This window comes from Pararoseomonas baculiformis (genome assembly GCF_017813395.1).
GTDB lineage: Bacteria > Pseudomonadota > Alphaproteobacteria > Acetobacterales > Acetobacteraceae > Roseomonas > Roseomonas baculiformis.
Window position 1 is genome coordinate 201,130 of record NZ_JAGIZB010000003.1, and the last position, 25,826, is coordinate 226,955.

Sequence of the window (25,826 nt, forward strand, 5' to 3'; positions counted from 1 at the left end):
CGCCCATGACCGAGAGCACCTGGAAGAACGCCCATGCCGCCGCCGTCCTGCAGGGCGCGGCGGCGGTGGTCCTGCTGGGGATCGGGGCATGGCAGGGTCTGTCGGCCCTATCGAGCCCGCAGGGATGGCAGCGCCTCGAATCCAACCTGACGCCGAGTGCCTTCCTCTCGGGCCGGCTGACCGGCGCCGTGAACCAGGTGCTGGCCCACCAGTTGCCAGCCGACCCGTTGCTGCGGGGCGCGGGGGCCGCCTTCCGCTACAATCTTTTCGGATCGGGTGGCCCGCAGGTGCGGGTGGGATGCGGCGAGACGCTGTTCCTGACCGAGGAACTGCGCCCCTGGCCCGGCGCGGAGCAGGCCATGGCGGAACGCGCCGACGGCGTCCTCCGGCTGCGCGAGGCCCTCGGCGCACGGGGCATCCAGCTCTCCGTGGCGGTGGTGCCGGACAAGGCGCGGGTCCAGGCGGCGGCGCTCTGCGGGGCGCCACGCTCCTCGCAATCCGCGGACCGGTACGACACCTTTGTCCAGCTGCTCCAGGGCCGCGGCGTGCAGCCGATCAGCCTCCTGCCGCCGCTCTCCGAGCAGGAGGCCCGTGGCAGCGCCTATTACCGGACCGACACCCACTGGAACCAGCAGGGTGCCCGCGCTGCAGCCGTCGCCATCGCGCGCTCGCTCGAAGCGGCGCCACTCAGCCGTGAAGACAGCTTCCGCACCACGGCCGCAGCGGAGCAGACCGAGGGCCCAGGCGACCTGTTGAGGCTGACGAGCCTTGACCAGGTGCCCGCGCCGCTGCGCCCACGCCCCGACCATCAGCACCTCGAGCGGACAGAAGCCGCCGGGGAGCAGGGCGGCGGACTTCTCGACGAGGCCCGTGCCCCGGAGGTTGCGCTGATCGGGTCCTCCTACTCGGTGAACGCAAATTTCCACGGCGCCCTCCAGGAGGCGTTGCGCAGTGCTGTCCTGAATGCGGCGACCGCTGGCGGCGGCTTCTCGGGCAGCGCGATCAGCTATTTCGCCGGGGAGTCCTTCCGCCAGTCAGCACCGCGTCTGGTCATCTGGGAAATTCCTGAGCGGGTGGTCGCCCAACCGATCACCGAGGCGGAGCGCCGTTTCATCCTGAGCCCTGGAGTGGAGGGTCGGTGAGCGACATGGCCCCTCCATACGGCGACAGGATGCCCGCCCCTGCGCTCCGGAACAGGTGGACGCCGCGGCTCATTCGCTGGTCTGCTGGGCTGGCTTCTCCTATATCTGAGACATTGAAGGAGCATGGCATGTCCGCTCGCAATTCTCGCCCGGCAGGGTCTTCGCGAGCCAGCGCTGCTCGGGTTTGCCTGGCATTGCGTGCCGGCCATCCAGCGCTTGCCGGGGGAGCTGCCCTCCTGCTCGGCGCCATCGGCCCCGCTCCTCTTATGGCCCAGTCCAGTCCGGCGGCGGTGACCCCCGCTCCGGCACCCGCCGCCGGGGCGGTGGTGAACACCTCCCCTAACGCGGCTGCGCCTGCGCCGCCGCCCCGTGCCTTCCTCATCCTGCTGGACCAGGCCAATTACTGGACGGCGCAGGGCCGCCCCGAACTCGCGCAGCAGGCACTCGACAGGCTGCTGCAACTCGATCCCAACAATCCGGACGTGCTGGCCGCATCGGCGGAAGTGGCCGCGCAGAATGGCGACCGGCCGACCGCGGAAACCTACCTCGCCCGCCTCAACCAGATCGCGCCCAACACGCCTGCGGCAATGCGCGCCGCTCAGGCCCTCAGGGCGGCGACGGTTGACCAAGCCATTCTCTCGGATGCGCGCCGGCTGTCCGAGGCCGGGCAGCGCGAGGCGGCCATGCAGCGCTACCGTGAGCTGTTCCCGAACGGGGACGTGCCGGTGCTTTTCGCGGCCGAATACTACCTGACCCTCGCCGGGACCTCGGAGCGGAATTTCGAGGAGGCGCGGCAGGGCCTGGAGCGGGCCGTGCAGCTTGCGCCCGACAATCTGGCTCTGCAGCTCTCCTACGCGCAGCTCCTCAGCTTCAACGAGGGGTACCGCATCGAGGCCGTGCGACGCCTCCGCACATTGGCCGATGCGCCTATGGCCTCGGCTGGTGCGCGGGCCACATGGCGGCAGACCCTGCTCTGGATGGGCTCGGATCCCGACACGGCGGAGATGATCGAGATCTATCTCCGAACGAATCCAGCCGACCCGGAGATTCAGGCCAAGTTCGAGGAGGCCAAGGCCACCCGCATTCCGCCCGGCGCCATCGAACGGCTCAACGCGTGGAACGGGCTCAGCGAACGGCGCTTCGATGATGCCGAGCGCGGCTTCGAGGCCGCGATCGCGTCCGACCCGACGGATGGCGAGGCCGTGTTCGGCCTGGCGATTATCCGAAAGATCCAGGAACGCTTCCCGGAGGCCCGCGAGCTGCTCGCCCGGGCCATTGAGCTCTCACCCTTGCGGCGCGAGGAATTCGAACAGCAGATCGGCGATCTGACCGCGCGGCCCGCGATTGCCACAGGCGGCGGATCGCGCGGCGGAGGCGGCCGTGGTTTCGTGGCGCCAGCGAGCGCGGCGACGCTTGCCTGGCAGAATCTCAGCCGGAACGCGCTGGACAGCGCGACGCGTCACGCGAATCAGGCCATCCGCGCCGGCGGCGCCGAACGTGCGCAGGGCGAGACGGTGCTCGGCATGGTCGCGATCCGTCAGCGCAATTACTCGGCGGCCGAGACGCGTTTCCGGAGTGCCCTCTCGATCAACCCCCGCTTTGCCGCGGCCCAGGCAGGGCTGTTCGAGGTGCTGCAGCGCCAGCGGCGCTTCGCCGAGGCGGACCGTCTCGTGTCGGAGACCGGCTACCGCCCTAACCAGGATACCCTGCTTCTGCGCGCCACCATCCTGCGCGAGGAAGCCGCGCGCACGGCGGATCCGGAGGCGAAGCTGGCCATCCTTCGCGGCGCATTGGCGGCTGATCCGAACAATGTCTGGGCCTCCTATGATGTGGCGCGCCTCCTGCGGGCGAAGGGACAGGTCGAGGAAGCCCGGCGCATTGAGCGGAGCCTCAGCGAACGCACGGCGCCCGACGCTCTGTTCGCCGCCGCCCTGCTGTCCAATGCGGATGGCCGCGTGTCAGAGACGGTGGATCGGCTCCAGTCGATCCCGCCGCGTGCCAGGACCGAGGACCCGCAGCGGCTGCTGGCCCAGAACCAGCAGGTGTTGGAGTTGCGCCGCCTTGAAAACGCGGCGCGCGGGAATCCACGTTCCGATGCCGCGCGGCGCCTCCTTGCCCTCGCGTCCCGCCCCGATCCGACCGGAGAGGTGCAGGCCGCCGTCATTCGGGCCTTCTCGCGCCTGAGCCAGACGGCGAACCTGGACCAGGCAGTCCGCCTCGCAACCTCGGCAACGGAAGGGGCTCCCCCTTCCGCGCGGCTCGCGGTGGCAGGGGCAATGCTGGAAGCCGGACGCGCGAACCAGGCCGAGACCCTGGCGGCGAGCGCCGAGCGGGATCCGGCCCTCACGGTTGATGCGCGCCGTCAGGCTGCCGCTGTCCGGAACAACTCCACCGCTGCGGCGGCGGATCGCCTGACCTATGACGGAAATCGTGGGGCCGCACTGCAACGGCTGGCGCCCGCACTGGAGCGTTCTCCGGAGAGCCCGGAAGTCCAGCTCTCCCTCGCGCGCATCTATGCCAGCACGGACCGGGCGGAGGAGGCGTCGCGAATCACCGATGGGCTGTTGCGGCAGAATCCGCGCGATGTCGCTGTGCGAAGCGTCGCGGGTGAGGCGGCAGTGGCGCAGGGTGCCTATGGACGTGCCGAGCAACTCCTGAGCGAGGGTCGCGCACTCGGCGCCGACCCGCTTCAGATGGCGCTGCTGGATGCGCGCATCGCGCGGGCACGCGGCGACGTGCTGCGTGCCCGACGCGCGCTGGAGGAAGCCGCGCGCCTGCGGGCAAGGCAGCTGCGGCCGGTCGAAGCCGATGTGAGCCTTTCTCAGCGCTGAAGAGCCCGGTCGGCTTACCGGAACGCAAAGGGGCTTCCGCAGCAGTACCAAGACTGCCGCGGAAGCCCCCTTACCTTCACCGCCGTCCGTAGAACCTCCCCCTTATGCAGGGGGAGGTTCAGTCGGTCAGCGACGCCAGGGTGTCGTGGTATCGCGCGTGACGAAGGACGTCAGCGCCTGTCCATCCGGGCGCATCAGCCAGATGCTGTACATGCCACCCGCCTCGGTGTTCTCCAGCGGAAAATTCGGCGCTGACGCCCCCTCCCCGCACCCGGCGAGGAGCTGTGCCGTCACCGGATTGACGCTGCGGCTCTTGGCCGTGCCGAATGCCACCTGGTCGAACACGGAAGGCCCCGGTGGCGCGATCTGGAGCGAAGCCGTGCCGCAGTTAGGCGCCAGATTGTAGAAGCTGAGCTTCGCGCGGGCGCGGTTGAAGTCCGCCAGGTCCACAACGGGGGTGCCGGTGATGGATCCGTCCGGCGCACGGTGCAGCAGGACCGTGTTGAAGCTGCCGGAGGCCGCGCGCAGGGTGATGCGCGCGTTGCGCCCCTGCGCACTGGCCTCGATCGTCAGTTCACGGGTTCCCACCTTCTCGGCCACGCTGTAGGGCGTAACTCGATCCTGCGTGCCCGTTCCGAGGCGCAGCGGCGGCATGAAGCCGGGGCGGACCGCCACCTCCTCGCCGAGACCGTTCACGAAGCGCACATAGGCCGAGTCTGGCGGCGGCTGAGGGTCATAGACCTGCGCCTGGCTCGGAGCGTTCTGGGCGGCAGCGGGCATCGCGGTGATCGCGACGCCCGCCAGAAGCAGCCCGAGGATCGGAAGCCGGCGCCGCATCACGCGCCGACGGCCCGGCGGAGATCGGCCAGGTACTGGTCCACCGAGATGGCGTTCTGACCCCAACCGCTGCTGGTCGGCAGGCCGGGCAGGTCGAATTCCAGCTGGACCCAGGTGATCAGCTTCGGGCGCTGCCGCTTGAAGCCCTCGCTCGCCAGATAGCTCAGGAGGATGTTGTAGGGACCGAAGTTGTTCGGCTTCCAGAAGAGCGAAACCGGCCTGTTCATCTGGTTGGAGAGCGAGGCGTGGAAGCCGTAGAGCGGCTGCGAGTAGCTGTTGCCGATCACCGCGACATCGGCGGAGTCATCAGCCACCAGCGCGGCCGCGCCGGTCGCCGCGACCGGCTCGCGGATCTGGTAGCGTTCCGGCCCGTAAGCCTGGCGCTGCGCCTCGGGCAGGTTGCGCACGAGGTCGCCGCGCCCCTGTGTCTTCACCATGGCCGGCTGCAGCTGCAGGCCGGGCCGGCTGCTGGCGGGCAGCACATTGGCCTGGGCAACAGCCTTGGCGGTTTCGGCGGCGGCCAGTTCGGCGCCCAGCGGTGTCCAGTGGGTGTCCGTCTTGAAGAAGAGCCCCTCGGCGTCGTTGGCGCGCGCGCGGAAGGCTGCGTCCAGATCGGGCACGATGGCGCCGGCCTTGCGCATTTCGGCCACGGCGGTTGCGTAGCGGCGGTCGATGTCGGCGGAGATCCGCGTGTTGTTCGGCAGGTACTGGCGGTAGGTCCGCGCCTTCGACGGCGCGAGCACATAGGCGGTCGCGATTCCCGCAGAGCGGAGGATCCCGGCGGTCTGTCCCATGACGTTCAGCGTCTGGGTCAGTTCCCGGGTATTGATCTGGTCGGTCTTGTCCCAGATCGGGAAGAGCCAGCCCTCCTTGCCGATCACCGCGGCGCCGGCGGTCTGGGCTCGCAGCCTGCCCGGAATGGCGGCGAGGCCGGCCGCACCCAAGAGGGCGCGGCGCGACACCGGCCAAGCGTTCGAACCATTGGATCCGCTCATGCGGAATGCTCCTTGGGAAGCGTCAGCGACGGGAAAGGGAACGGGGAGACGATTCGCCGAGGATCCGCGGCAACTTCGGTAAGCCCTGCGGCAGGGCCATGCGGCCCAGCATCATGGCCAACGCAACCGCGAGTATATGCCACCCCGACCCATGCCCCACCGAGAGGCTCGCTCTATACAAAATGGATGGACCGCCACTCAACCGGCTTCAAACGAATCCGTGATCGAAGGCGTCAATGCGCGCGCAGGTGATGCCGGAAAACATCCCATGGGCTGTGCATCATGGACCCATCAGGGCGTTGATGGTCGGGGCAAGGGCCGCGGAGAGCCGTGCATATCCTTCGGCGGTCAGGTGAAGGCGATCATGGGCGATCTGTTCGGAAAGGCGCCCCTGCTGATCGAGCAAGGCGTTCCCGACATCGACATAGAAGACCCAGCGCTGATCGGCGCAGCGGGAGACGAGTTCGTTCACCCGCTGATTGACGCGCCGCGCCGGGTCACTCGCATCCGCGCCCCGTGGCAGGATACCGATGATCAGCACCCTGGTGGCCGGGGAGCGCTGGCGAATGAGGCGCACGGTTTCCGCGATGCCGAGCGCGGTGTTCTCCGGCGGCGCGGAATAGGCCGCGTTGTTGGTGCCGATCAGCAGCACGGCGAGCTTGGGCTTCAGCGAGGCCGGCCACTGGCCGCCCTGGTTCAGCCGCCACAGCAGCCCCTGTGTGAAATCGCCCGCAACCCCGAAATTCACGCCGCCGCGGGATCCGTAATACTGCTCCCACACCGGCAGGTGCCAGACATGGGTGATCGAGTCCCCAAAGAAGATCATCCGCGCATAGGACATGTCGCGGCTGGCGACGCGGCTCAGCTCGGCGACGCGCGCGCGCCAGTAGGGATCCTCCAGCAATTCGGGCTTGGCCTCCCGCGGCAAGGGCTCGCGGGCCGGGATAGCCGGGCAGGCCTGCTCTCCCTGCGCCAGGGCTGGGGTCACGGCCGTGACGAGAAGCCCGCCGACGCAGAGCTTCAGAAGCGCCGAGCGCCAGCGGCGCCGATGCGCCTGCGGCCTTGGGGAACGCTGATTGGGCAGCAGGCGCGGCGGAAAAGGCATGAGGATCCCGGACATCCCGTGTCATGCCCGATCTGCCTCACCGCCGCGCAAAGTCAATGGCAGAGTGGCGCCTGTCCCCCTTGCCCTCAGGCCGCTTGGCGGAAGGGCTGCTCCTCCGGCGCATAGATACCCCGCAGGGCATCGAGGAATTCCTCCCGCCCGATCACGTCGCGCAGGCTGGAGGACAGCCGCTCGTGGTTCTCGGGCACCGCGCCCTCGAGCATCGCGCGGGTGAGGTCGGGAACGGAACCGGCGCGGAAATGCAGCCCGTCCACGCCGTCAAGCACCTTCTCGGCCATGCCGCCGATCCCCGACACCATCAGCGGCGTGCCCGCGCGACGGGCCTCCTGGATGACAACCGGGGAGTTCTCCCACCAGATCGAGGGCATGATCACCCAGCCGACCGAAGCCATCAGCGCGACCACATCGGCCGAGTCGTAGCGCCCGGCGAAGACGATCCGGTCGCCGGACGCCGTGATCGGGCGCTCCAGGCTCGGGAAGAAACGGAGCGTTTCCTCCTGCGTCGCGCCGTAGATCATCAGGCCCAGCTGCGGATCATCGGCCAGGGCGCCCGCAAAGGCGGGAATGAGAATGTCCAGCCCCTTGAACTCCGTGGGCTGGCCGAAGAAGGCGAAGCGCCCGGCCGTCCGCGCGCTGTCGCGCGAGCGGCGGGGCAGCGCCAGCAGGTCGTCGCCCAGATAGTTCTCCAGCACCGTCGCCTTGTCCGGGTTCAGCCCCCATGCGCGGTAGCGCTCGGCGATGAAGTGGCTGGGATACACATAATGATCGAAGGCACGCAGGCCGGAGATCATCATCGCCTTGCGCAGCCGCAGCCGCTCGAGCGTCTGGTCCGGGAAGCAGGTCAGGCAGCGCTGCGCCGTCTCCTTGCGGCAGAGCTCGCGGGAGCGCGTGCGGATCATCTGGCCGTGGTGGCTGCAGATGGCCAGCATCTCATGCAGGGTCACCACCATGCGCGCATCCGGCCGCGCCTCGGCCAGCTCGGCGACAAGGTCGAGCCCGACGCGCCAGTAATGATGGAAATGGTAGACGTCGCAGTTCAGCCCGGCGAGCAGCTTCACCAGCGCGCGGCGCTGCTCGGCGCTGCGCCACCACAGCCGGTCATCCTCCATGCCGCCGACAGCGTAGAGGTACTCGTTCTCGCCATAGCGGGCGACCGCCTCGCCACGATCCGCGGGCGACTGCCCGCCCGGCAGCTCGATGGCGGCGACGAAGCTCGCATCCCACCCATCGCCGGCCATGGTCTGGAACTGCCGGTAGGCCGCCGTCTCGCCGCCGCCCTTCGAGAAATCGGGATGGGCATGCGAGATCAAGCAAACGGACGATTTCTTCATCGCGGCGTCCCCGAAACCGGCACCATTTCCCAGAGCCCCTGCAGATGCTCGGCCACCAGCCCGCCCACGGCATCGGGCCGCTGGGTGGGCATGGGCAGGGCGGAGGGATCCGTGCCTCCCATCAGCGCGACCACGCGACGAAGCGTGTTCTCCATCTCACCCACTCCAGCCATGCCATGCAGCGCGACGATCATCGGCAGCCGGTCGGAAGGAAGGGCATTGGCCGTCAGCCGGGCGGGATTGCCCTCGATCGCGGCATCGACGAGCGATGCCGTGTCGATCGGGGCCACCGGGCCGGGATCGCGCGCGGCGGCTTCTAGCGCGGCGCGGGCACCGCCTTCCACCGAAACCTCCATGTGCCCCCGTCGCATCAGCCCCGCCGCGGCGCGGGAGGCCATGTCTCCGCTCAGGATTACGCGACCGAAGCGGGCCTCAAGCTGCGGGGCGATCAGGGAGATTACCCTGCTCGCGTAGTCGTCGTTGATGTCAAAGAGAAGCGCCGTTCCGCCGGGCACGGCAGGCGTGGCGGCAAGTGCCATCGCGGCCAGCTGGGCACGCAGGGTCTCCCCCCGGTCCGACAGCGCCTGGCGTACCCAGCCATGCAGCGCACCCTGGTCGGCGGCGGGAAGATCCACCCCGGAAAGGGAAAGGGCATCCAGGAATTCGGGCAGGGTACCGGGCGCCGCCTCCGCCCGGAACCACCAGCTCTGCTCGCCCCTGCGGATCTGGATCACGGCCTCGACCACCGCATCGGCGGGTGCGTCCACCACGCCGACCAGGGCGAACCCGGCCTCCAACGGCGCGCGGCGCTCGCCGATCAGCGGCAGCACATCCAGATTTCCGCCCCGGCGCCGCACCAGGGCGCAGCCCATGGTAGCCGCCCTTTCGCCGGGTTCATGGGGCAGGTTGAAGCCGCCCGAGACGACGATCTCCCCGCCGGGCAGCCGCAGGGCCGAGACACGCCGGAACTCCATGAACCAGTCGGCGCGCCCGCTCATGCGCGGCAGGCGGTCCAGCCAGGCCCGGAAGATCCCGGGCGGGCCACCTTCGGCCTCCAGCGTCTTGACCCGTTCCGGATTTCTCGCGGATCCATGAAGTAGCTGGTAGCTCGCCCCCCATTCCCGGTTGAGCGTCACCGCCTCGACATCAACGGGCAGGTCGTAGGCGAGGAGGTCGATCGCGACCTCCTGTCCGGCCAGCATCTCGCCCGAGGCGCCGATGATCAGCAGCCGCCCCGCCGCATGCCGCGGGATGTCGTGGACGAGACTGAAGCCGGAGACGGCCATTCCCTCCGGCGCCTCCACATCCCGCCGGGGATGGATGTCGAGGAGCAGGGTTTCAACCGGCTCTCCGGGGCTTCCCTCAACGCGCAGGTCCAGCACTTCCCCGGCACGATGCCGCACCCAGCCGAACACCGCGCCCTGGTCGGGCGTGATATCGCCGGCGCAGTCCAGGCCGGCCTGCAGCGCCTGTCCGAACTCGAAATACATCCGTCGCCCAGGTCCCGTGGAAGCGTGATTAGAAGGGCTGGGTTGCCCCGAAGCAAGCTTGGCCGCAACCCCCGGATGCGGCGCCCGGAACGCCACGCCTTGACCACGGGGCCCCTGCCAACCGATCCTTGGGCGAGCCCCGGGGCGCCCCCGACCATCCTTCCGAACCGACGCCCAGCGGACCAGAACGCCAGACCGATGCGCTGCCTCGTCATCTCTCCGACGCCCACGCATCCGCAGGATGCGGGCAACCGCCAGCGCATCCACGCCCTGCTCGCCGCCCTGCGCGGCTTCGGCCACCAAGTTGAATTCGCCTTCATCCAGCGTGAGGCCGTGGGGCAGGACGCCATGGAGGCAATGCGCGCCGCCTGGGATGCGCTGCACCTTATTCCGTATGACCGCACGGCAGAGAGCCCGAGCCTCGGCGAGACTTATGCCCTGGACGACTGGTTCCCGCCCTCCCTCGAGGAGGCTCTCGGCACCCTCGCCGCCGCCTCCGCCTACGACCTCGTGCTGGTCGAGTATGTCTTTCTCAGCCGCGCGCTCGAGCTCTTCCCGGCCGGCACGCTGAAGGTGCTGGACACCCATGACGTCTTCGCGGACCGCCATCTGCGGCTGCAGGCGCTCGGGCTGCCGGTCGGATTTTTTCACACGACGGTCACGGAAGAGGCGCGCGGCCTCGACCGCGCTGACCTCGTCCTCGCCATCCAGGATGACGAGCGGCAGCTTTTCGAAGAGATGACCGAGGCGCCCGTCGCCACCCTCGGCTTCATGCCGGCGGCCGATGAGCTGGAGCAGGCTCCCCATTCGGCGCTGCGCATCGGCTATTTCGGCAGCGGAAACCCGCTGAACGGGCACGCCCTCACCCGCTTCCTCGACGCGCTGGAGCCAGCAGGGCTGCCGGCGCTTGGGGCGGAGATGCGGGTCGCGGGGGGAGCCTCCCGCTATGCCGGGCCCGCCGCGCCCGGGCTGGTCCCGCTGGGCGGAGTGGGGAAGCCGGCAGATTTCTATGCGGGCATCGACCTGGTGGTGAACCCGCATGAGGGCGGGACGGGGCTGAAGATCAAAACGGTGGAAGCCCTGGCCTACGGGCTCCCGGTCATCGGGACGGCCGAGGCCTTCCGCGGACTGGGTGCCCGGGCCGGCTTCCATGCCGCGCCGGATGCCGCCGCCACCGCCGCGCTGGCCCGGCGCTGGGCGCTGGAGCCCCGCTTCCGCCAGGAGGTCGCCCGCGAAAGTGCCGCGCTCGCCGCGCGCTATGCGCGGGAGGTGCGGCGGCAGCTCGCACCCTTTCGCTCCCGCGCGGCGCTGGAGGCGCTGGTGCGGCGCCCGCGCGCCCTTCTGGTCACCGACATCCCGTTCTGGCGGGAAAGCCTGGGCAACCAGGCGCGCATCGCCGCCATGCTGCGTGCCGCCCGGGCGGAGATGGACCTGGACACCCTCTTCCTCGGGCCGCTGGAGGCCGAGGACGCCGATGCGGCCTCCGCCGTGCTGGGGCGCCGCGGGCGTCTTCTCGCTTCCCCGGGCAGCGGCGGGGATGACGTGCAGGCACCGCCACCGGCCGGCCTGCGCCTCACCCCTTTCGAGCGGCGCTCCTTCGACGCCGCGCATTTCACGGCGCTGGAAGGCGTGCTGGCCGCGGGGGGGCATGAGATCGTCATCCTCGAATACATCCGCCTCTCCTATCTGCGGCATGCCTCCCCCGCCCCGCCGATCCGCGTGCTGGACACCCATGACGTGATGTCCCTCCGCACCCGCAACTTCGAGCATTTCGGGCGGGAGCACTTCCTGCGCCTCTCCACCCTGGAGGAACTGGGCATCATGGACGGGTTCGAGCAGGTGCTCGCCATCCAGGAGGCCGAGCATGCCCTGCTGCGCGGCGCGCTGCCCGGGCGCTCGCTGCTGCTCCCGCATACCATCCCGGACCTGCCCTGCGCGGAGGCGCGCAAGGTGGTGCGGCGGATCGGGTTCCTCGGGGGCGACAGCCCCATGAACCGGGACGGCATCCGCTGGTTCATCGAGCAGGTCTGGCCGGCCATCGCCGATCTCGGTGCCGAGCTGCACGTCGCCGGGCGCGTGTGCGACGCGCTCACCACGCTGCGCGCACCCGGCCTGCGGCTGCATGGCGAGGTGGAGAGCCCGGCCGACTTCCTCGAGGACACCGATATCGGAATCAACCCCGTGTTCTATGGGGGTGGTCTGAAGATCAAGACGGTGGAGTATCTCTGCCGCGGGCTTCCCTCGGTGCTGACCGAGGAGGGCGCCTTCGGCCTCGGCGACGGGGAGGGAACCGCCTACCTCGTCGCGCGGTCCCGGGGTGAGTACGTGGCCCATCTGCGCGCCCTGATCCGGGACCCCCTGCGCCGCCGCCGCCTGGGCGAAGGCGCATTCCGCTTCGGCCGGGCGCGGTTCGGAACGCATGCTGCGCGCGCGGCGTGCCGCACCCTTGCCAGCCTCGCCATGGCCTTCCAGGAGACCACGCCGGGCCTGCATGCCGGGCACGGGCCCGCCGCGCGCGCGGCCTGATCCTTCCCAAGAGCCGCCCAGACCACCGGAGCCGACATGCCCATCGAAATCCCCAGCGACGGCCTGGACCTGCTCGCGATGCAGGAGGCCGGCGACGCGGTGGAGGCCGCCGCCGCACGGGTGCGCGCCGACGCGATTCGTGGGCGGCTGGCCCCTTCCCTTTCCGCCCTGCCCCCTCCGCTCCGCCACGCCATGGAGGCCATGATCGAGGAGGTCGCGCGTGCCTCGGCGGAGGCTGAGGCAGCGCGGCAGGCGGCGCTGGAGATGCGCCGCGAACGCGGGGAGTGGCTTCAGATCGACCCGCTGCGCCACATTCCGGAGGATCGCGGCGCCCAGCCGCCGGCAGCGCCCTCCGCCATCACCATCCATGCGGCGGATCCGGACTTCGTCGGCTTCGGCTGGCACAGCGCCGAGGGACGCGGGGACCAGAGCTGGCGCTGGAGCGGCGCGACCCCCGCGGCATCCGTGGTGGTGCCCGATCTGGGGCCGGGCACGTTGAGGGTCGAGCTCGACCTTGAGTTCCCCTTCCGCCAGGCGATCACCCCGGGCGCGCTGACCGTGCTGGCGAATGGAGAGCCGCTGGAACTCGATGTGCGCCTGCTGGAGCCGCACCGGGGAGTCTTCTCCGCCCTTTGGGCCGGCTACGGGGTGCCGGGCGCAAATCTGGGCCTTGTCCTGCTCGGCCCGCGCGCGACGGACCCGACCGGACGGGACCCGCGCGAGCTCGGCCTCGCCTTCCGCAGCGTGTCGGCCCGGCGGGTCGCCAGCAGCGCGGGCTGAGGCGGCTCAGGCCGGGGCGGGGCTTGCCCGGCCGGCGCGGGCGATCCCGACCTGGAAGTCGGTCGAGAGCTCGTTGAAGCCCCAGAAATTGCGGAGCGATGTGCGGAGGGCATTGGGCGGGCGGCGGAACCGCTCCCCGTCCGGACGGGTCACGGGGACCAACGGCGCCAGGACGCGGCGCCAGAAATCCGCGTCGGCCCAGGCATCCACCACACTCAGATGCTGGCCTGGCACGGCCTCCACGCGGCGCGCGGGGATGTCGAAGGGCGATTCATGCAGGAAGCGGGCTTCCTGCCCGAAATAGCGCGCCTCGATCAGCACGGAGGAGCTGACGCCCACCACCCGCCGGATGTCCTCCGACGCCATGAGCGCATAGACATTCTCATAGGTCAGCTGCATCCGCCGCAGCGAGAGCCCCGCCGAGAGCGCGCCGAAATCGGAATTGGCATAGGGGTGCGGCTTGAACACCACCGCGCCGTCGCCGGTGGCGGCATTCAGCTCCGCAGTGAAATCGGACAGGTTCACGATCCGCCCGCCCCGCACGAGGGACCGGTCGATCCGCGTCTGGCCGATCAGCAGCGTCTCGCCATTGATCCGGAGCTCGGGCCGGAACTTGAGCGCGGACGCCGCGAGCAGCCCGGCCGCGCCGATGAAGGCGCTTTCCTCCGCATGGTCCGCCAGCATCTCGTCGAACACGGCCGCGTCGTTCGTCTGCACGGCGAAGAACACGTCCTCAAGGAAGCGGACGGGATGGATGCCGAAATCGATGAAGGGAATGCCAAGAAGGCTGAGTATCCGCTTCATGGATTCGGCCAGCTCGAAGCCGATCACCACGGCCCCGCCGAATGCGCGCTCCATCTCCGCCAGCACCCCGTCCGGCGCGAAGGCGGAATCGAAGATCCGTGCCCAGCCGCGCCAGCTCTTCTCGGCGTCCCAGAGCTCATAGAGGCGCTCCGTATCGATGCCCCTGCCCCAGGCCACGACCTCCACCGGCAATCCCGTGGCCGCGCGCGCCTGAAGGCGGACGAGGCGGTGGAACCAGAGGATGTTCTCGGTCTGCGCGGGCCGGAAGCCCGCCTCCCCGGGGCGGAGCACATCCCCGGTGAACACGATCCGTGCGATCCCAGATGTCGCCATCGCCCCCCCTAGCCCAGCACCGGCTGCACAGGGACGGATTGCGCGAGGAAGCCGAGGAAGGCCGTTGCCGCGCGCTCCAGCGCCGGGAGGCCGTGGTTCAGCTCCGCATGCCGCCGCGCCCGGCGCCCGATGGCGCGGCGTAGCGGCTCCTCCCGCAGCAGGAGCTCAACGGCGTGGCGCAGCGTGTCGCGGCCCACCATGAAGCCATGCTGCCCCTCGGCGAAGCCGCCATGCACGGTGTCGCGATAAACGATCACGGGCAGGCCGCAGGCCATGGCCTCCACCACCGCGCGTGGGAGCCCGTCCATTTTCGACGTGTGGACCATCACGCGGCAGCGGCGGAGCAAGGCGATCACCTCCTCCTGCGGCAGGCGCCCGGTCATGGTGAGGTTCCGGGTATCCGCGACCGCCGCCTTCACCTCCGGCCGCGGCGTTCCGCCACCCACGAGCGCGACGCGCCAGGAATCGGTGAAGGGGACGACGTCCTCCTGGTTCTTCCGCTTGTCGTAGAGCCCGCCAACATTGACGATGTCATGGAGTGGCGCCTGCGCCGGCTTGGACGGCCGGCTTGCCTCCAGATCCACGTATTTCGGCATTACGAAGGCCCGGCCCGCCTCAACGAAGCGCGGGAAGTGCCGAGCCAGCTGCTCCTGGTACTCGCCGAACACGAAATCCGCCCGGTCCAGCAAGGGATCGGTGACGGAACCGCCCACGACGAAGCCGATCCGCGGCGGCGCGGCGGCGCCGGGCAGCAGCGCATCATGCAGGTCCTGGTTTACCCGGTAGCTCAGGCCTTTCAGCAGGATAGCGTCCGGGGCGAAAGCGCGCACCTCCTCCACCAGCTTCGCCGAGACCTGGCGATGGGGGATTTCCTTCGGATTGTCCGAAGGGGCGAAGCAGACGGGCACGGCCCCGTCCAGGAAGCGCTCCCGCTCCACCCCGCCGCCCGGATGCATCCGGAACACCGCGATCTCCGCCCCGCCCTCGGCGAGGAGGCGCATGAAGTGCATGTCGCGCAGCGCCCCCGCCATGGAGCGGTCGGCATGGCTCATCAGCAGCGCGACACGCATTCGCCTCCCCCTTCAGGCGGCGCTTTGGGCCGGCATGCCGCGATAGCCCTGGGGGTTACGCGCCCGCCAGGAATAGGCGGTGCCGACGATGTCATCCAGCGCGCCCAGCCGCGGGGTCCAGCCGGTCTCGCGGCGGAGCTTCTCGTTGGAGGCGACGAGCACCGCCGGGTCGCCCTCGCGCCGGGGGCCAAGGACATGGGGCACGGGCTTGCCCGCGGCCCGCTCCACCGCCGCGATCACCTCCAGGACGGAGGCACCGGTACCGCTGCCGACATTATAGCGGCAGGACGGGCCGTTCTTCAGCCGGTCGAGCACGCGGAGATGGGCATCGGCCAGGTCGGCCACATGCACGTAGTCGCGGATCGCCGTGCCATCCGGCGTCTTGTAATCCGTGCCGAACACGGTCAGCGGCGGCCCGAGGCCGAGCACCGCGTTGACGGCGTTCGGGATCAGGTGCGTCTCGGGATTGTGGTCCTCGCCCAGGCGCCCGCCGGGATCAGCGCCCGCGGCGTTGAAGTAGCGCAGGGCAGCGGAACGCAGCCCATGCACCCGGTCGGCCCATTCCAGCCCCTTCTCCGCCATGAGCTTGGATTCACCATAGGCGGAGACCGGAGCCTTCACCTCCTCCTCGTCGATGGGGATGCGCTCGGGTAGGCCGAACAGGGCGGCGGTGGAGGAGAGGACGAAGCGCATTACCCCCGCCCGCACCGCCGCATCGGCGAGCCACAGGGTGTTGCCGAGGTTCTCGGCGATGTAGCGCATCGGCTCCCGCATGCTCTCGCCCACCAGGGAGAGGGCGGCGAAATGCAGCACGCCATCGAAGCGCCATCCCGCGAAGACTTCCTCGACCGCGCGGCGGTCGGACAGCTCGCCCTCTACCAGCTCCGCCCCGGGCAGCACCGCGTTGCGATGGCCCTGGCGGAGACTGTCAAAGACCACGACCTCGTCGCCCCGGTCCAGCAGGGCCAGGACAACATGGCTGCCCACATAGCCGGCGCCGCCGGTCACCAAATATCGTGCCATCCCTCTTCCTCGGCCAGGTGGGCGCCTCCGGCGGGATGCGCGAAGAGGAACATACCTCGATCCGCGCCACCGTCGAAGCCGCTCTTCGGAACATGGCCGCGCCGCCGGGGTTTCCAGGCCAGCCCATCCATGCTGCGCTGCCGAAAGGGGCAGCGCAGCGCCGTCCATCGCAAGGGCCGGGCGGGTTGCGCAAGGGTTGTCCCGGTCAATGATCCGTTGGATGAAAGGACCCATGGCACGGACCACGCGGAAACGGCGCCTGCTGGTCCTCTTCCCCGGAGAGCGTTTCGGCGGCGCCGAGGCTCATAGCCTGCGCATCGCCGATGCGGCCCATGCGGCCGGGATGGCGGTCACCCTTGCGGCCGGGGCGGCGCTGCACCCGGCCCTGGAGGGGTCCGGGCGGGTGCTCCTCGACCATGCGCTCGCCTGGCGAAGGGGCCTGCCGGCCAGGGCCCGGCAGGCGCAGGCCGAGGCGGCCAGGGCTGCCATCGCCGAGGCCGCGCCCGAGTTGGCCCTGCTGCCCCTGCCCTGGCCCGACCAGGCCGGAGGGATGTTCGAGGCGCTGGCCGAGGCGCGCATTCCCACTCTCGTCGTCTCGCATCTCGTCCCGCATGGGGAGGAGCTACCGGGCGGGCTGGATGAGGAAGCGCTGGTCGCGGCAAAGGTCATCGCCGGGGAATGGGTGGCGGTGTCCACCCCCACTGCCAGGCGTCTGGAAGCGGTGCTCGGCCTCTCCCCTGGGCGCGTGGCCACCGTGGCCAACGGCGTCGATCCGCCACCCGTCCTGGAACCGCGCCAGTGCCGCGCCAGGTTGCGGGAGGCGCTGGGCCTGCCGGGCGATGCGGCGATCGCCCTCTTCCTGGGGCGGCTGGACGCGGCAAAGGGCGCGGACCGGCTCCCTGGCCTCGCGGAAGCCTTCACGCGCCGAACGGGCGGCGTCCTCGTCGCCGCGGGAACCGGTTCGTTGGAGGGGGAACTGGCGACGCTCGCCGGGCCGCCCCAACCGTTGCGCCTGATCGGCCATCACCCCGCGCCGGCCGAGCTCATCGCGGGCGCGGATCTTCTGGTCATGCCGTCCCGGCTCGAAGGGGCTCCCCTCGCCTTCCTTGAGGCGGCGATGCAGGGCCTCCCCGTGGTGGCCAGCCCCGAGGCGTTGGAGGCGCTCGGCCCGCGCGCCCCGGAACTGGCCGCCCTGGCCGATGCCGAGGATGTGGGAGAGATGGCCGATGCGATGGCCGCATGCCTCGACCCGCTCGGCCAGGCGCCGGCGCGCGCCGCGTCCGCCTGGCGCCTGGCCTCCGCCTGGGACGGCGCCGCGATGGCCGGTGCCTATCTGGCTCGCCTCCGACGCCTCGCGGCCCCGGCGCTTGGCGGTCCGGGAAGCGGGTGAGATAAGGCCGCACGGACCGGGCTTGGGGATGTCAGAGGCAACGGATCATCCGACGGATAGGGGCGAGGCCGCGCCTGGAGGCGGGCCGGAGGTGGCCGTGATCATCCCGGCCTGGCGGCAGCCCGCCCTGCTGGCGGAGGCCATCCTGTCCGTCCTGGCGCAGCGCGGGAGCCGCGAGGTGGCGGCCGTGGTGGTGGATGATGGCTGCCCGATGCCGGAGACCCGGGAGGTGGCGCTGGCCCTTGCCCGGGCCCATCCAGGCCGCGTGTTTCTGCTCCGCCAGGCGAATGCGGGCCTCTCCGCGGCGCGCAATGCCGGAATCGACTTTGCACTGCGTGCCTGGCCGGGCTGCCGGGCCCTGTTCATGCTCGATGCGGACAACCGGCTCGGCCCAAGGCTGATCGACCGAGCCGCAGCACTCCTGGAGGAATCCGGGCCGGGAACGGGCTGGGTCTATCCCGATTTCGACTTCTTCGGCATTGCCGAACATGCCTCGGCGGCGGGGGAACATTCGCGCTTCCTCCACTTCCTCGAAAACACCAGCGACGCCGGAAGCCTCGTCTCACGTGCCGTTTTCGAGGCGGGTCTCCGCTTCGACGAGACCATGCGCCAGGGCTTCGAGGACTGGGATTTCTGGTTGCGGGTTGCGGCGGCCGGCTTCCGCGGGCGCCACCTGCCCATGGCGGGCTTTCGCTACCGGCGCCGCGCCGGCGGGATGCGCCTGGATGCGGAGCGCCGCCGCACCGCCATCCTGGCCGGCATGCGCGGGCGGCTGCGGCGGGAACTGGACCCGCGACGCCTCCTCGCTTTGGAGGCGGCGGAGCTTCCCCGCTTCCTGCTGTTCCGCTCGGGATACGGGATGGCGGAGTCCGTGCTGGACCCGCTCCGCCCCGCCCGTGCGCCGGTTACCCGCGATGCGGCCCGGCGCGCCGTGGTAGAGGCCAGCCGCCATCCGCAGGCCGTACATGCACCGCCCTTCCTGCTGTTCGCCTCCGGCGAGGCGCTTAAGGCGCTGGCGGCCGGCAAGCTCCTGCACAACACGCTCTGGCAGGCCGAGATCCTGCTCCGCCACGCCGACGCTGTTGGGGTGAGCCTCTGGACGGAGCAGCCCGGAAGGCTGCTGCTGGAGCGCGCCGAGGGACCGCCGCCGGCAGAGGCGGCGCTGCTGCTCTTCCGCACCGAGGCCTTCGGCGAAGCCGCCGCGCTTGGCGCGGGCTTCGAGACGATGCTTCGCCGAGCCGCCCGGCTGGACGTGACCCTGCCGATCTCCCTCCCCGCAGCGCCGCCACCTGTGCTGGATGAGGCGGCAGCGGAATTCGCCGCTTTCTCCGGATGCTTCGCCACTCGCCACCCCGAGCATGGTGAGTGGCGCGGCGACTGGCGCCGCCCCCGCGCCCACGCCCACCAGGGCTATGCCGAGCTGATCGGCGCCGGTGCCGTGCTGCCCTGGCTCTCTCCGGCGGAGGGGCGCGACATCGCCATCGCCGTGCCGATCTTCGAGATGGGAGGGGTGGAGCGGGTGGTGACCAACTATGCCCGGATCCTGCGCGAGCGCGGCTGGCGCCCGCATCTGTTCGTCACCGGCAGCGATTCCGCCTGGCTTCCGCCCGATGCGCTGGCCGCCTTCGAGACGGTGCAGCTGCCCCAGCGGGGCGGGATCGAGGGGACTGACACCTCGCGGACCCATTCCGGCGCCGCCCTGCCCGGCGTGACGAATTCACGCGATGCCCTTGGCCAGTTCGCGCCGATGCACGCCATGCTGGCCACCCATTCCCATGGAGCCCACGCCCTGGCCGACGTACTGCGCGGGCTTGGCGCCATCACCATCGCCGGCCTGCATGTGATCGAGCGGGAACTGGCCGGCGCCCCGCTCGGAAACCCTCATGCGCTGCTGGCGCATGAGGATTCCTATGATGCCATCGCTGTCGTCTCCGACGGGCTGCGGCGCTGGTGCCTCGCCCAGGGTGTATCGGCCTCCAAGCTGATCCTCGTCCCGAACGGTCCGGGCCAGGCCGCCGCTCCGGAAGCCGCCGCTTCCATCATGGCAGAGCGCGAGACACGGCAGGGACCGCTCCGCGCCCTGTTTATTGGCCGGCTCGACCCGCAGAAGGGGATCGACCGGCTGCGGGACATCGTCGCCCTGACCCCCGGCATCGAGTGGCGCGCCGCGGGGCGCGCGGTGCTGGACCGGGCCCCCGAGCCGATTCCCGGCCTCGTGGTGGAACCGCCGGCCGGCCCTCGTGAGCTCGATGGGCTGCTGGGCTGGGCGGATGTGCTCGTCCTGCCCTCCCGCTTCGAGGGCTCGCCCCTGACCATCCCGGAGGCGCAGCGCATGGGCTGCGTGCCGATTGTCACCCGGACAGGCGCCGTCGGGGAGATGATCGAGGACGGGGTGGACGGCTTCCTGATATCCGGCCGCCATGATCCGGAGATCGTCTCGGCCTTCGCCGAGCGCCTGGGCGCCCTTCAGGCGGACCGGGCCACCCTGCGCGCCGCCTCCGCCTCGGCCTTCGCCCGCGCCGCCGCCCTTCCTGGCTGGGGCCAGCGCATGGCCCCTCTTCTCGACCGCATCGACAAGGCACCCCATCCGTGACCCTGCGCGCCGATCCCGCCCACCTCCCCCGCCTCGCAGGTGGCCGCCCGCTCGTGCTGGTCGCCGAGGGCGTGATGGACCCCTCGCCGCTTGCCGCACCCGCGCTCGATGTCTGGATCGTTGCGAACCGCGGCGGCGTGAACCTCCTGCTGCCGCTCGGCACGCGCGCCGGCAGCCCGGAGGCAGCGGCCGAACTGCCCTCGCCACCGGCCGGCACCCTGGCGGTGATCGCGAGCGAGAGGCTGCGCGTGGCCCCGCTCCTGCGCTGGTGGGCCGAGGCCTCGGGCCTGCCCGCACCGCCCTTCCTGTTGGCCGCCACCGGGCAGGCCGCCCTGCCGGGGTTGCTGGCTTTGCTGGCCGAATCCCTCGCCACCTCGGCCGGCCGGGAGGCGGAGGCCCTGCGGGCCGTGGTCGCAGCCCGGCAGGAGATGGAGGAAACCCGGGAGGCCATGGCCGACACGGTGCGGATGCTGGCCCATCGTCCGCCCGCCGAGCCCCGGCTGGTCCTGTCCGGCGAGGCGGGCGATGCGGCACCCGTCACCGGTGCGGCTCGGCACAAGCTGGGCACGGGGCTGGCGGGGCTGGCCGCCCTCGCGGTTCATATCGCCGGGCCTGCCACCGGGCCGGGGCTGCTGCGCCTGCGCCTCCTCGCGGCCGAGAGCGACAGGGTGGTCGGCGCCTGGGCTATCCCGGCGGCGGACCTATCGCCCGGCTGGCTCACGCTCGACCTGCCCACCCCCCTCGGCCCGCTGCGGGAGACCGCGCTACTGGAGATCGTGCCTGAAGGGGACAGCCTCCCACCCCTTTCCCGCGAGGCGCGCTGGGCCGGCGCCGAGGGCGAGCATCCGCTGGCGGTGCGGGCCTGGGCCGGCGCGCCCGGCAGTCGCTACCTCGCCCCGGCGCATTGGATGCCGGAGGAGGTCGGGCTGAGCCTCCCGCGCGCCGATATCCCACTGGCCCTTCCCGAAGCGACCTGGGAGTCGGCGCGCGCAATCGAAGGCCAGATGGACCAGGTGGCGCTCGGCGATGAGGCGCCCCGGCCGCTCCTGCGCGCGCCGGCCGGTGGCCGGGCAATCCTGCTCATCCCGTATCTGCACGCGGCGGGGCTGGACCGGGTCCGCGTTGCCTTCGCCGGGGGCGCCGCCCCGGGCGCCTCGGTCTGCCTCTGGGTACATCCGGTCGATGCCCTGCCCGAGAACCCCGCCCAGCTGGACCGGATGGCACAGGGATCGGCCACGACCGGGTGGCGGAGCCTGCCCGAGGAGGGGCTGGAGCTGGCTCTCCCGCTTTCCGCGCATCTCTCGGGCCGGGCGAGCCTTGCGGTCGGCCTGCGAGCGGGCCCGGACGGCGTTGATATAGAACTGGCCCAGGTGGCGCTCTCCGCGATTCCGATGGGGGAGGCCCTTCCGGCCCCCTCCGCCGTATCCGGCATAGCGGTGCCGGCGAGCCCGACGGCCACGGCAGCGGCCATGCCCAAAATGCCAGTACGAGAGGCGGTTCCGGCACAGCCCGCGCCCCCGACGGCCGCTGCTGTCACCGCGCCGGCTTCCGCCGTCGCTCCGGCACCCATCCCTGCCGCGGCCCCGGTGCCGGCCGCGCCGCCAGCCGAGCCGGTGCAACCGCCGAAGCTGCCGCCCGCGCCGCTGCCGATCGAGCCCGCCCCGGTCATGCGGCCCGCCCTGCCGCCCGCGCCCCAGCCGGCACCGGTCGCGCCGCCGGCTCGGCCCATTTCCATGCCGGTTTCCGTGCCGGCGCCCTTGCCTCCGGCGATGGTGCCGGCAGCCGGTGCGCCAGCGGCTCCGGAACCGCTGCGCGCCTCACCGGCGCGTGCCGTTCCAGAGGCCGCATCGTCCGCACCAGCCGCTCCGGCCGCGCCGCAGCGCGTCTACATCCCGCCCAGCTTGCCGTTGCCGCCCATGCCCCGCCCCATCGGCGCGGCGCCCCAGACCCCTGCTCCGGGCCCGGGGGCCCCAGCCCAGGCGGCGGCCCCGACTCCTTCCACCCCGCCGCGTCCCGCCGTGCCGCCAGTGCGCGCAACGCCGACCAATGTGGCGCCCGGACGTGCGCCGGCTCGCTTTGAGGCAGTGCGGCTGCATCAGCATCTGCCGGGCGAGTCCTATCGCCACCTGGACATCACCATCGCCAGCCTGGCGAGCGGCCCGATGCGCTGGGCTTCCGTGCGGGTGAAGCTAGCGAGCAAGGATGGCGAGGCGCGGCTGGAATTCCGCCAGGCAGCGGGCTGGCCTCACATGTTCCGGGACTGGCTGGGCCGGGCGAGCGACAAGTTCGGCCCTTTCCTGCGCATCACCCAGCCCGAACTGCGCGAGTTCCTCGATTCGATGAAGGATGAGCGCGACGCGGCGATGATGCAGGCCTTGTTCGCCGTGCTTCCCCGGGTGGCCGAAGACGCGGCGCGACAGGCCGGGCTGTCGGTGGCCGATACGGCCCAGTGGGTGGAGAGCGCCAAGGCGCTGCAGGACGAATCGCAGCGCACGCCAGCCTGACCGGGGGGCCGGGGAGAACCGCGCTCCCCGGCCCAGCTCGGCTCAGACCCGCTCGATCACCATGGCGATGCCCTGCCCGACGCCGATGCACATGGTGCAGAGCGCGTAGCGCCCGCCGCGCCGGTGCAGCTCATGCATGGCGGTCTGCACCAGCCGTGCACCGCTCATCCCGAGCGGATGGCCGAGGGCGATGGCCCCGCCATTGGGGTTCACATGTTCAGCGTCATCGGGCAGGCCGAGATCGCGGGTGACGGCCAGGGCCTGGGCGGCAAAAGCCTCGTTCAGCTCAATGACATCAATGTCGGCGAGCGTCAGGCCGGCCTTTTCCAGGACCTTGCGCGCGGCGGGCGCCGGGCCGAAGCCCATGATGCGGGGCGGCACCCCGGCCGTGGCGGACGCCACCACCCGGGCGCGCGGGGTAAGGCCCTGGCGCTTCGCCATGGCTTCGTCGGCCAGGATGATGGCGCAGGACCCGTCATTCACGCCCGAGGCATTGCCCGCGGTCACGCTGCCGCCCTCCTTGCGGAAGGGGGTGGGCAGCTTGGCCAGCCCCTCGGCCGTGGTCTCCGGCCGCAGATGCTCGTCCTGCTCGAAGACCACGGGGTCCCCCTTGCGGCGGGGAATGGTAACGGGAACGATTTCCTCGGCGAAGCGGCCGGCCTTTTGCGCCGCAGCGGCGCGGTGCTGGCTGCGCAGGGCGAAGGCGTCCTGGTCCGCGCGGCTGACCTGGAAATCCTGCGCGACGTTCTCGGCCGTCTCGGGCATCGAATCCACGCCGTGCCGGGCCTTCATCAACGGGTTCACGAAACGCCAGCCGATGGTGGTGTCGTAGATCTCGGCGACGCGGCCGAAGGCCTCGGTGCTCTTGCCCTGGACGAAGGGGGCGCGGGTCATGCTCTCCACCCCGCCGGCCAGCATGAAGGACGCCTCGCCCGCCTTGATGGCGCGGGCCGCGATGCCGACGGCATCCATCCCGGAGCCGCAGAGGCGGTTCACCGTGCTGCCGCCGATGCTGTCCGGCAGCCCGGCGAGAAGCAGCGCCATCCGGGCGACATTGCGGTTGTCCTCCCCGGCCTGGTTCGCGCAGCCATAGATCACATCGTCCAGCGCGGCCCAGTCCACGCCGGGATGGCGCGCCATCAGTGCCTTGAGCGGCACGGCGCCCAGGTCATCCGCCCTGACCGCGGAAAGGCCGCCGGCATATCGCCCGATGGCGGTGCGCGCCGCGTCACAGATGAAGGCTTCGGCCATGGCGTCCTCCGTTGCTGGTCCTGTCCCATGGAGGAAGCGCATCCGGGCCGGCGGGGCAAGCGCCGGCTACGGACCTCTCTCCTCGCCGGTGCTCCCCCAGGCGGCGTGCCGGGGCAGGAGCGCGGCCTGGGCGAGCCCCCGCGCCTCAGCCTCGAAAGCCAGTTGGAGGCGGCGAACCGCCCGCTCCGGAAGCACGGGGCGGGTGGTGAGAGGGCCGGGCTCGCGCGGTGGGGCCGCTCCGGGTGCGGGGGACAGGGTGCGGTGTTCCATCGGCGCAACTTGGCGCGATGATCATGAAGGCCAAGTGAATGCCCGGCCTTCCACAGCGGGTGTGTGCCCTTCCACGAAGCCGTCATCTTCCTGTAGTCTGTTTGCAACACGGGGCGGCTAACCCCGGCCCACTCCTCTCAGGGAAGGAATCACGTGATGCGGCGACGCCATCTTGCCGCCGGCGCTCTTGCGCTGGCGAGTCTCATCGGCACGGGCCCGGGCGCGCTGGCGCAGCAGCAGCCGGTCGAAATCCAGTTCTGGCACGGGTTGAACCAGCCGCTGGGCGGCATGCTCGAGCAGCTGGCCACCGATTTCAACGGTACCCAGTCCCAGTACAAGGTGGTGCCGAGCTTCCGCGGTGGCTATGCCGAGACCGTGGTGGCGGCGATCGCCGCGTTCCGCTCCAACACCGCGCCGCATATCGTCCAGATGTTCGAGGTCGGCACGGGCACGATGATGTCCGCCGGCCGGGCCATCAAGCCTTTGCACGAGCTAATCGCCGAGACCGGCGTGGCGATCGACACGCGCGACTTCATCGGCCCCGTTGCCGGCTACTACGCCGCCGCCGACGGCAAGCTGATGGCCATGCCCTTCAACAGCAGCACGGCCATCGCCTTCTACAACAAGGACATGTTCCAGCGCGCCGGGCTGGACCCGAACAGCTTCCCCGCCACATGGGAAGGCGTGGAGCAGGCCGCGCGCAAGCTGAAGGCCGCCGGCATCGCCTGCCCCATGACCACGGCCTGGCCGAGCTGGCTGATGGTGGAGCAGCTGCTGGCCATCCATGACGTGCCGCTAGCCACCCGCGCCAACGGGTTCGAGGGGCTGGACACGCAGCTGAACCTCACGAACCCCGTACTGACCAAGCACCTGACGAATCTGGTGAACTGGCAGAAGGAAGGCCTGTTCCGCTACGCCGGCCGCGACACGGCGGGCGACCCGCTCTTCCCCGCCGGTGAATGCGCCATCACCTTTGCCTCCTCCGGCCTGCGCGCCCGCATCACGCGTGAGGCCCGCTTCGAATGGGGCGCGGCCATGCTGCCCTATTACGAGGGCACCTCCCCGCGTAACTCCATCATCGGCGGCGCGGCCCTCTGGACCATGAATCGCGGCCCGAATGCCCGGCGCAGCCCGGAAGAGCTGAAGGGCGTGGCGGAGTTCTTCCGCTACATCTCCAGCCCGGCCGTGATGGCGAAGTGGCACCAGGACACCGGCTATGTCCCCGTGACCCGCTCCGCCTATGAGGCGACTAAGGCGGCCGGCTTCTACCAGCGGAACCCGGGTGCCGATGTGCCGATCGAGCAGATGCTGCGCGGCGGTGAACCCACGGCGAACAGCCGCGGCATCCGCCTGGGCGGCTTCATCGAGATCCGCAACATCATCCAGGAGGAGATGGAGCGGGCCTTCCAGGGACAGGTGACGCCGGAGCAGGCCCTGGCCAGCGCCAATACCCGCGGCAATCAGGTGCTGCGCAACTTCGAGCGCACAAACCGCAACAACTGATAGCGTTCCGCCGGGCGGGGTTGCCCC

At 70.8% G+C, this 25,826-nt stretch carries 17 protein-coding genes; 8 read left to right on the top strand and 9 right to left on the bottom strand.

Annotation, left to right across the window (positions count from 1 at the left end; genetic code table 11):
* Positions 1–5 precede the first annotated feature (5 nt).
* Entirely contained in the window at positions 6–1,142 is a 1,137-nt protein-coding gene (locus tag J8J14_RS04500) for an alginate O-acetyltransferase AlgX-related protein (protein WP_209378251.1), read from the top strand.
* 290 nt (positions 1,143–1,432) lie between these two features.
* The gene (locus J8J14_RS04505; RefSeq protein WP_209378252.1) at positions 1,433–3,973 is read left to right on the top strand and encodes a tetratricopeptide repeat protein; all 2,541 of its coding nucleotides are present in this window, start codon (positions 1,433–1,435) and stop codon (positions 3,971–3,973) included.
* Between the two features lie 126 nt (positions 3,974–4,099).
* Here the strand turns inward: J8J14_RS04505 and J8J14_RS04510 are convergent, their stop codons facing one another.
* The 5 genes from J8J14_RS04510 to J8J14_RS04530 all read right to left on the bottom strand — a co-directional run bounded on the left by J8J14_RS04510 (position 4,100) and on the right by J8J14_RS04530 (position 9,752).
* Positions 4,100–4,810: an alginate O-acetyltransferase AlgF gene (locus J8J14_RS04510; protein WP_209378253.1), complete on the bottom strand. Its 711-nt coding sequence runs from the start codon at positions 4,808–4,810 to the stop codon at positions 4,100–4,102.
* Positions 4,810–5,805 (bottom strand): alginate O-acetyltransferase AlgX-related protein, encoded by a 996-nt coding sequence (locus tag J8J14_RS04515; protein WP_209378254.1) that lies wholly within the window; start codon positions 5,803–5,805, stop codon positions 4,810–4,812. Before J8J14_RS04515 ends, J8J14_RS04510 begins: the two co-directional genes overlap by 1 nt.
* Before the next feature lie 280 nt (positions 5,806–6,085).
* Positions 6,086–6,925, bottom strand: a complete 840-nt coding sequence (locus J8J14_RS04520) for a GDSL-type esterase/lipase family protein (RefSeq protein ID WP_245215372.1) — start codon at positions 6,923–6,925, stop codon at positions 6,086–6,088.
* Positions 6,926–6,996: 71 nt separating this feature from the next.
* On the bottom strand, positions 6,997–8,241 hold the full coding sequence (locus J8J14_RS04525; protein ID WP_209378255.1) for a glycosyltransferase: 1,245 nt from the start codon (positions 8,239–8,241) through the stop codon (positions 6,997–6,999).
* A 17-nt stretch (positions 8,242–8,258) separates the two neighbouring features.
* The gene (locus tag J8J14_RS04530) at positions 8,259–9,752 is read right to left on the bottom strand and encodes a hypothetical protein (protein WP_209378256.1); all 1,494 of its coding nucleotides are present in this window, start codon (positions 9,750–9,752) and stop codon (positions 8,259–8,261) included.
* A 198-nt stretch (positions 9,753–9,950) separates the two neighbouring features.
* Between J8J14_RS04530 and J8J14_RS04535 the strand changes: the two genes are divergently transcribed.
* Positions 9,951–12,278: a glycosyltransferase gene (locus tag J8J14_RS04535; RefSeq protein ID WP_209378257.1), complete on the top strand. Its 2,328-nt coding sequence runs from the start codon at positions 9,951–9,953 to the stop codon at positions 12,276–12,278.
* A gap of 36 nt (positions 12,279–12,314) precedes the next feature.
* The gene (locus tag J8J14_RS04540; protein ID WP_209378258.1) at positions 12,315–13,058 is read left to right on the top strand and encodes a hypothetical protein; all 744 of its coding nucleotides are present in this window, start codon (positions 12,315–12,317) and stop codon (positions 13,056–13,058) included.
* Positions 13,059–13,064: 6 nt separating this feature from the next.
* Here J8J14_RS04540 and J8J14_RS04545 read toward each other — a convergent pair whose 3' ends face one another.
* The 3 genes from J8J14_RS04545 to galE are packed head-to-tail and all read right to left on the bottom strand — an operon-like array spanning position 13,065 to position 16,288.
* Positions 13,065–14,195: a hypothetical protein gene (locus J8J14_RS04545; RefSeq protein WP_209378259.1), complete on the bottom strand. Its 1,131-nt coding sequence runs from the start codon at positions 14,193–14,195 to the stop codon at positions 13,065–13,067.
* Between the two features lie 8 nt (positions 14,196–14,203).
* Positions 14,204–15,265 (bottom strand): glycosyltransferase family 4 protein, encoded by a 1,062-nt coding sequence (locus J8J14_RS04550; RefSeq protein WP_209378260.1) that lies wholly within the window; start codon positions 15,263–15,265, stop codon positions 14,204–14,206.
* A 12-nt stretch (positions 15,266–15,277) separates the two neighbouring features.
* Complete coding sequence (gene galE / locus J8J14_RS04555; RefSeq protein ID WP_209378261.1) at positions 15,278–16,288, bottom strand: UDP-glucose 4-epimerase GalE; 1,011 nt, start codon at positions 16,286–16,288, stop codon at positions 15,278–15,280.
* Between the two features lie 232 nt (positions 16,289–16,520).
* Here galE and J8J14_RS04560 point away from each other — a divergent pair, with 232 nt between their 5' ends.
* The 3 genes from J8J14_RS04560 (at position 16,521) to J8J14_RS04570 (ending at position 22,775) form a co-directional block, all read left to right on the top strand.
* On the top strand, positions 16,521–17,678 hold the full coding sequence (locus J8J14_RS04560) for a glycosyltransferase family 4 protein (protein WP_209378262.1): 1,158 nt from the start codon (positions 16,521–16,523) through the stop codon (positions 17,676–17,678).
* 91 nt (positions 17,679–17,769) lie between these two features.
* A complete protein-coding gene (locus tag J8J14_RS04565; protein WP_209378263.1) occupies positions 17,770–20,271 on the top strand; it encodes a glycosyltransferase in 2,502 nt (833 codons plus the stop codon).
* A complete protein-coding gene (locus J8J14_RS04570) occupies positions 20,268–22,775 on the top strand; it encodes a DUF6212 domain-containing protein (RefSeq protein ID WP_209378264.1) in 2,508 nt (835 codons plus the stop codon). Before J8J14_RS04565 ends, J8J14_RS04570 begins: the two co-directional genes overlap by 4 nt.
* A gap of 42 nt (positions 22,776–22,817) precedes the next feature.
* On the opposite strand, the gene pcaF is transcribed toward J8J14_RS04570, so the two are convergent.
* Positions 22,818–24,026, bottom strand: a complete 1,209-nt coding sequence (pcaF, locus tag J8J14_RS04575) for a 3-oxoadipyl-CoA thiolase (protein WP_209378265.1) — start codon at positions 24,024–24,026, stop codon at positions 22,818–22,820.
* A 426-nt stretch (positions 24,027–24,452) separates the two neighbouring features.
* Here pcaF and ugpB point away from each other — a divergent pair, with 426 nt between their 5' ends.
* Positions 24,453–25,799 (top strand): sn-glycerol-3-phosphate ABC transporter substrate-binding protein UgpB, encoded by a 1,347-nt coding sequence (gene ugpB, locus J8J14_RS04580; protein ID WP_209378266.1) that lies wholly within the window; start codon positions 24,453–24,455, stop codon positions 25,797–25,799.
* The last annotated feature ends 27 nt before the right edge of the window (positions 25,800–25,826 follow it).

Excerpts from the sequence above, each read along its gene's own strand:
- J8J14_RS04500 (WP_209378251.1), top strand. The coding sequence starts at position 6 with ATGACCGAGAGCACCTGGAAGAACGCCCATGCCGCCGCCGTCCTGCAG.
- J8J14_RS04510 (WP_209378253.1), bottom strand. The coding sequence starts at position 4,810 with ATGCGGCGCCGGCTTCCGATCCTCGGGCTGCTTCTGGCGGGCGTCGCG.
- J8J14_RS04515 (WP_209378254.1), bottom strand. The coding sequence starts at position 5,805 with ATGAGCGGATCCAATGGTTCGAACGCTTGGCCGGTGTCGCGCCGCGCC.
- J8J14_RS04520 (WP_245215372.1), bottom strand. The coding sequence starts at position 6,925 with ATGTCCGGGATCCTCATGCCTTTTCCGCCGCGCCTGCTGCCCAATCAG.
- J8J14_RS04530 (WP_209378256.1), bottom strand. The coding sequence starts at position 9,752 with ATGTATTTCGAGTTCGGACAGGCGCTGCAGGCCGGCCTGGACTGCGCC.
- J8J14_RS04535 (WP_209378257.1), top strand. The coding sequence starts at position 9,951 with ATGCGCTGCCTCGTCATCTCTCCGACGCCCACGCATCCGCAGGATGCG.
- J8J14_RS04540 (WP_209378258.1), top strand. The coding sequence starts at position 12,315 with ATGCCCATCGAAATCCCCAGCGACGGCCTGGACCTGCTCGCGATGCAG.
- J8J14_RS04545 (WP_209378259.1), bottom strand. The coding sequence starts at position 14,195 with ATGGCGACATCTGGGATCGCACGGATCGTGTTCACCGGGGATGTGCTC.
- J8J14_RS04550 (WP_209378260.1), bottom strand. The coding sequence starts at position 15,265 with ATGCGTGTCGCGCTGCTGATGAGCCATGCCGACCGCTCCATGGCGGGG.
- galE (WP_209378261.1), bottom strand. The coding sequence starts at position 16,288 with ATGGCACGATATTTGGTGACCGGCGGCGCCGGCTATGTGGGCAGCCAT.
- J8J14_RS04560 (WP_209378262.1), top strand. The coding sequence starts at position 16,521 with ATGGCACGGACCACGCGGAAACGGCGCCTGCTGGTCCTCTTCCCCGGA.
- pcaF (WP_209378265.1), bottom strand. The coding sequence starts at position 24,026 with ATGGCCGAAGCCTTCATCTGTGACGCGGCGCGCACCGCCATCGGGCGA.
- ugpB (WP_209378266.1), top strand. The coding sequence starts at position 24,453 with ATGCGGCGACGCCATCTTGCCGCCGGCGCTCTTGCGCTGGCGAGTCTC.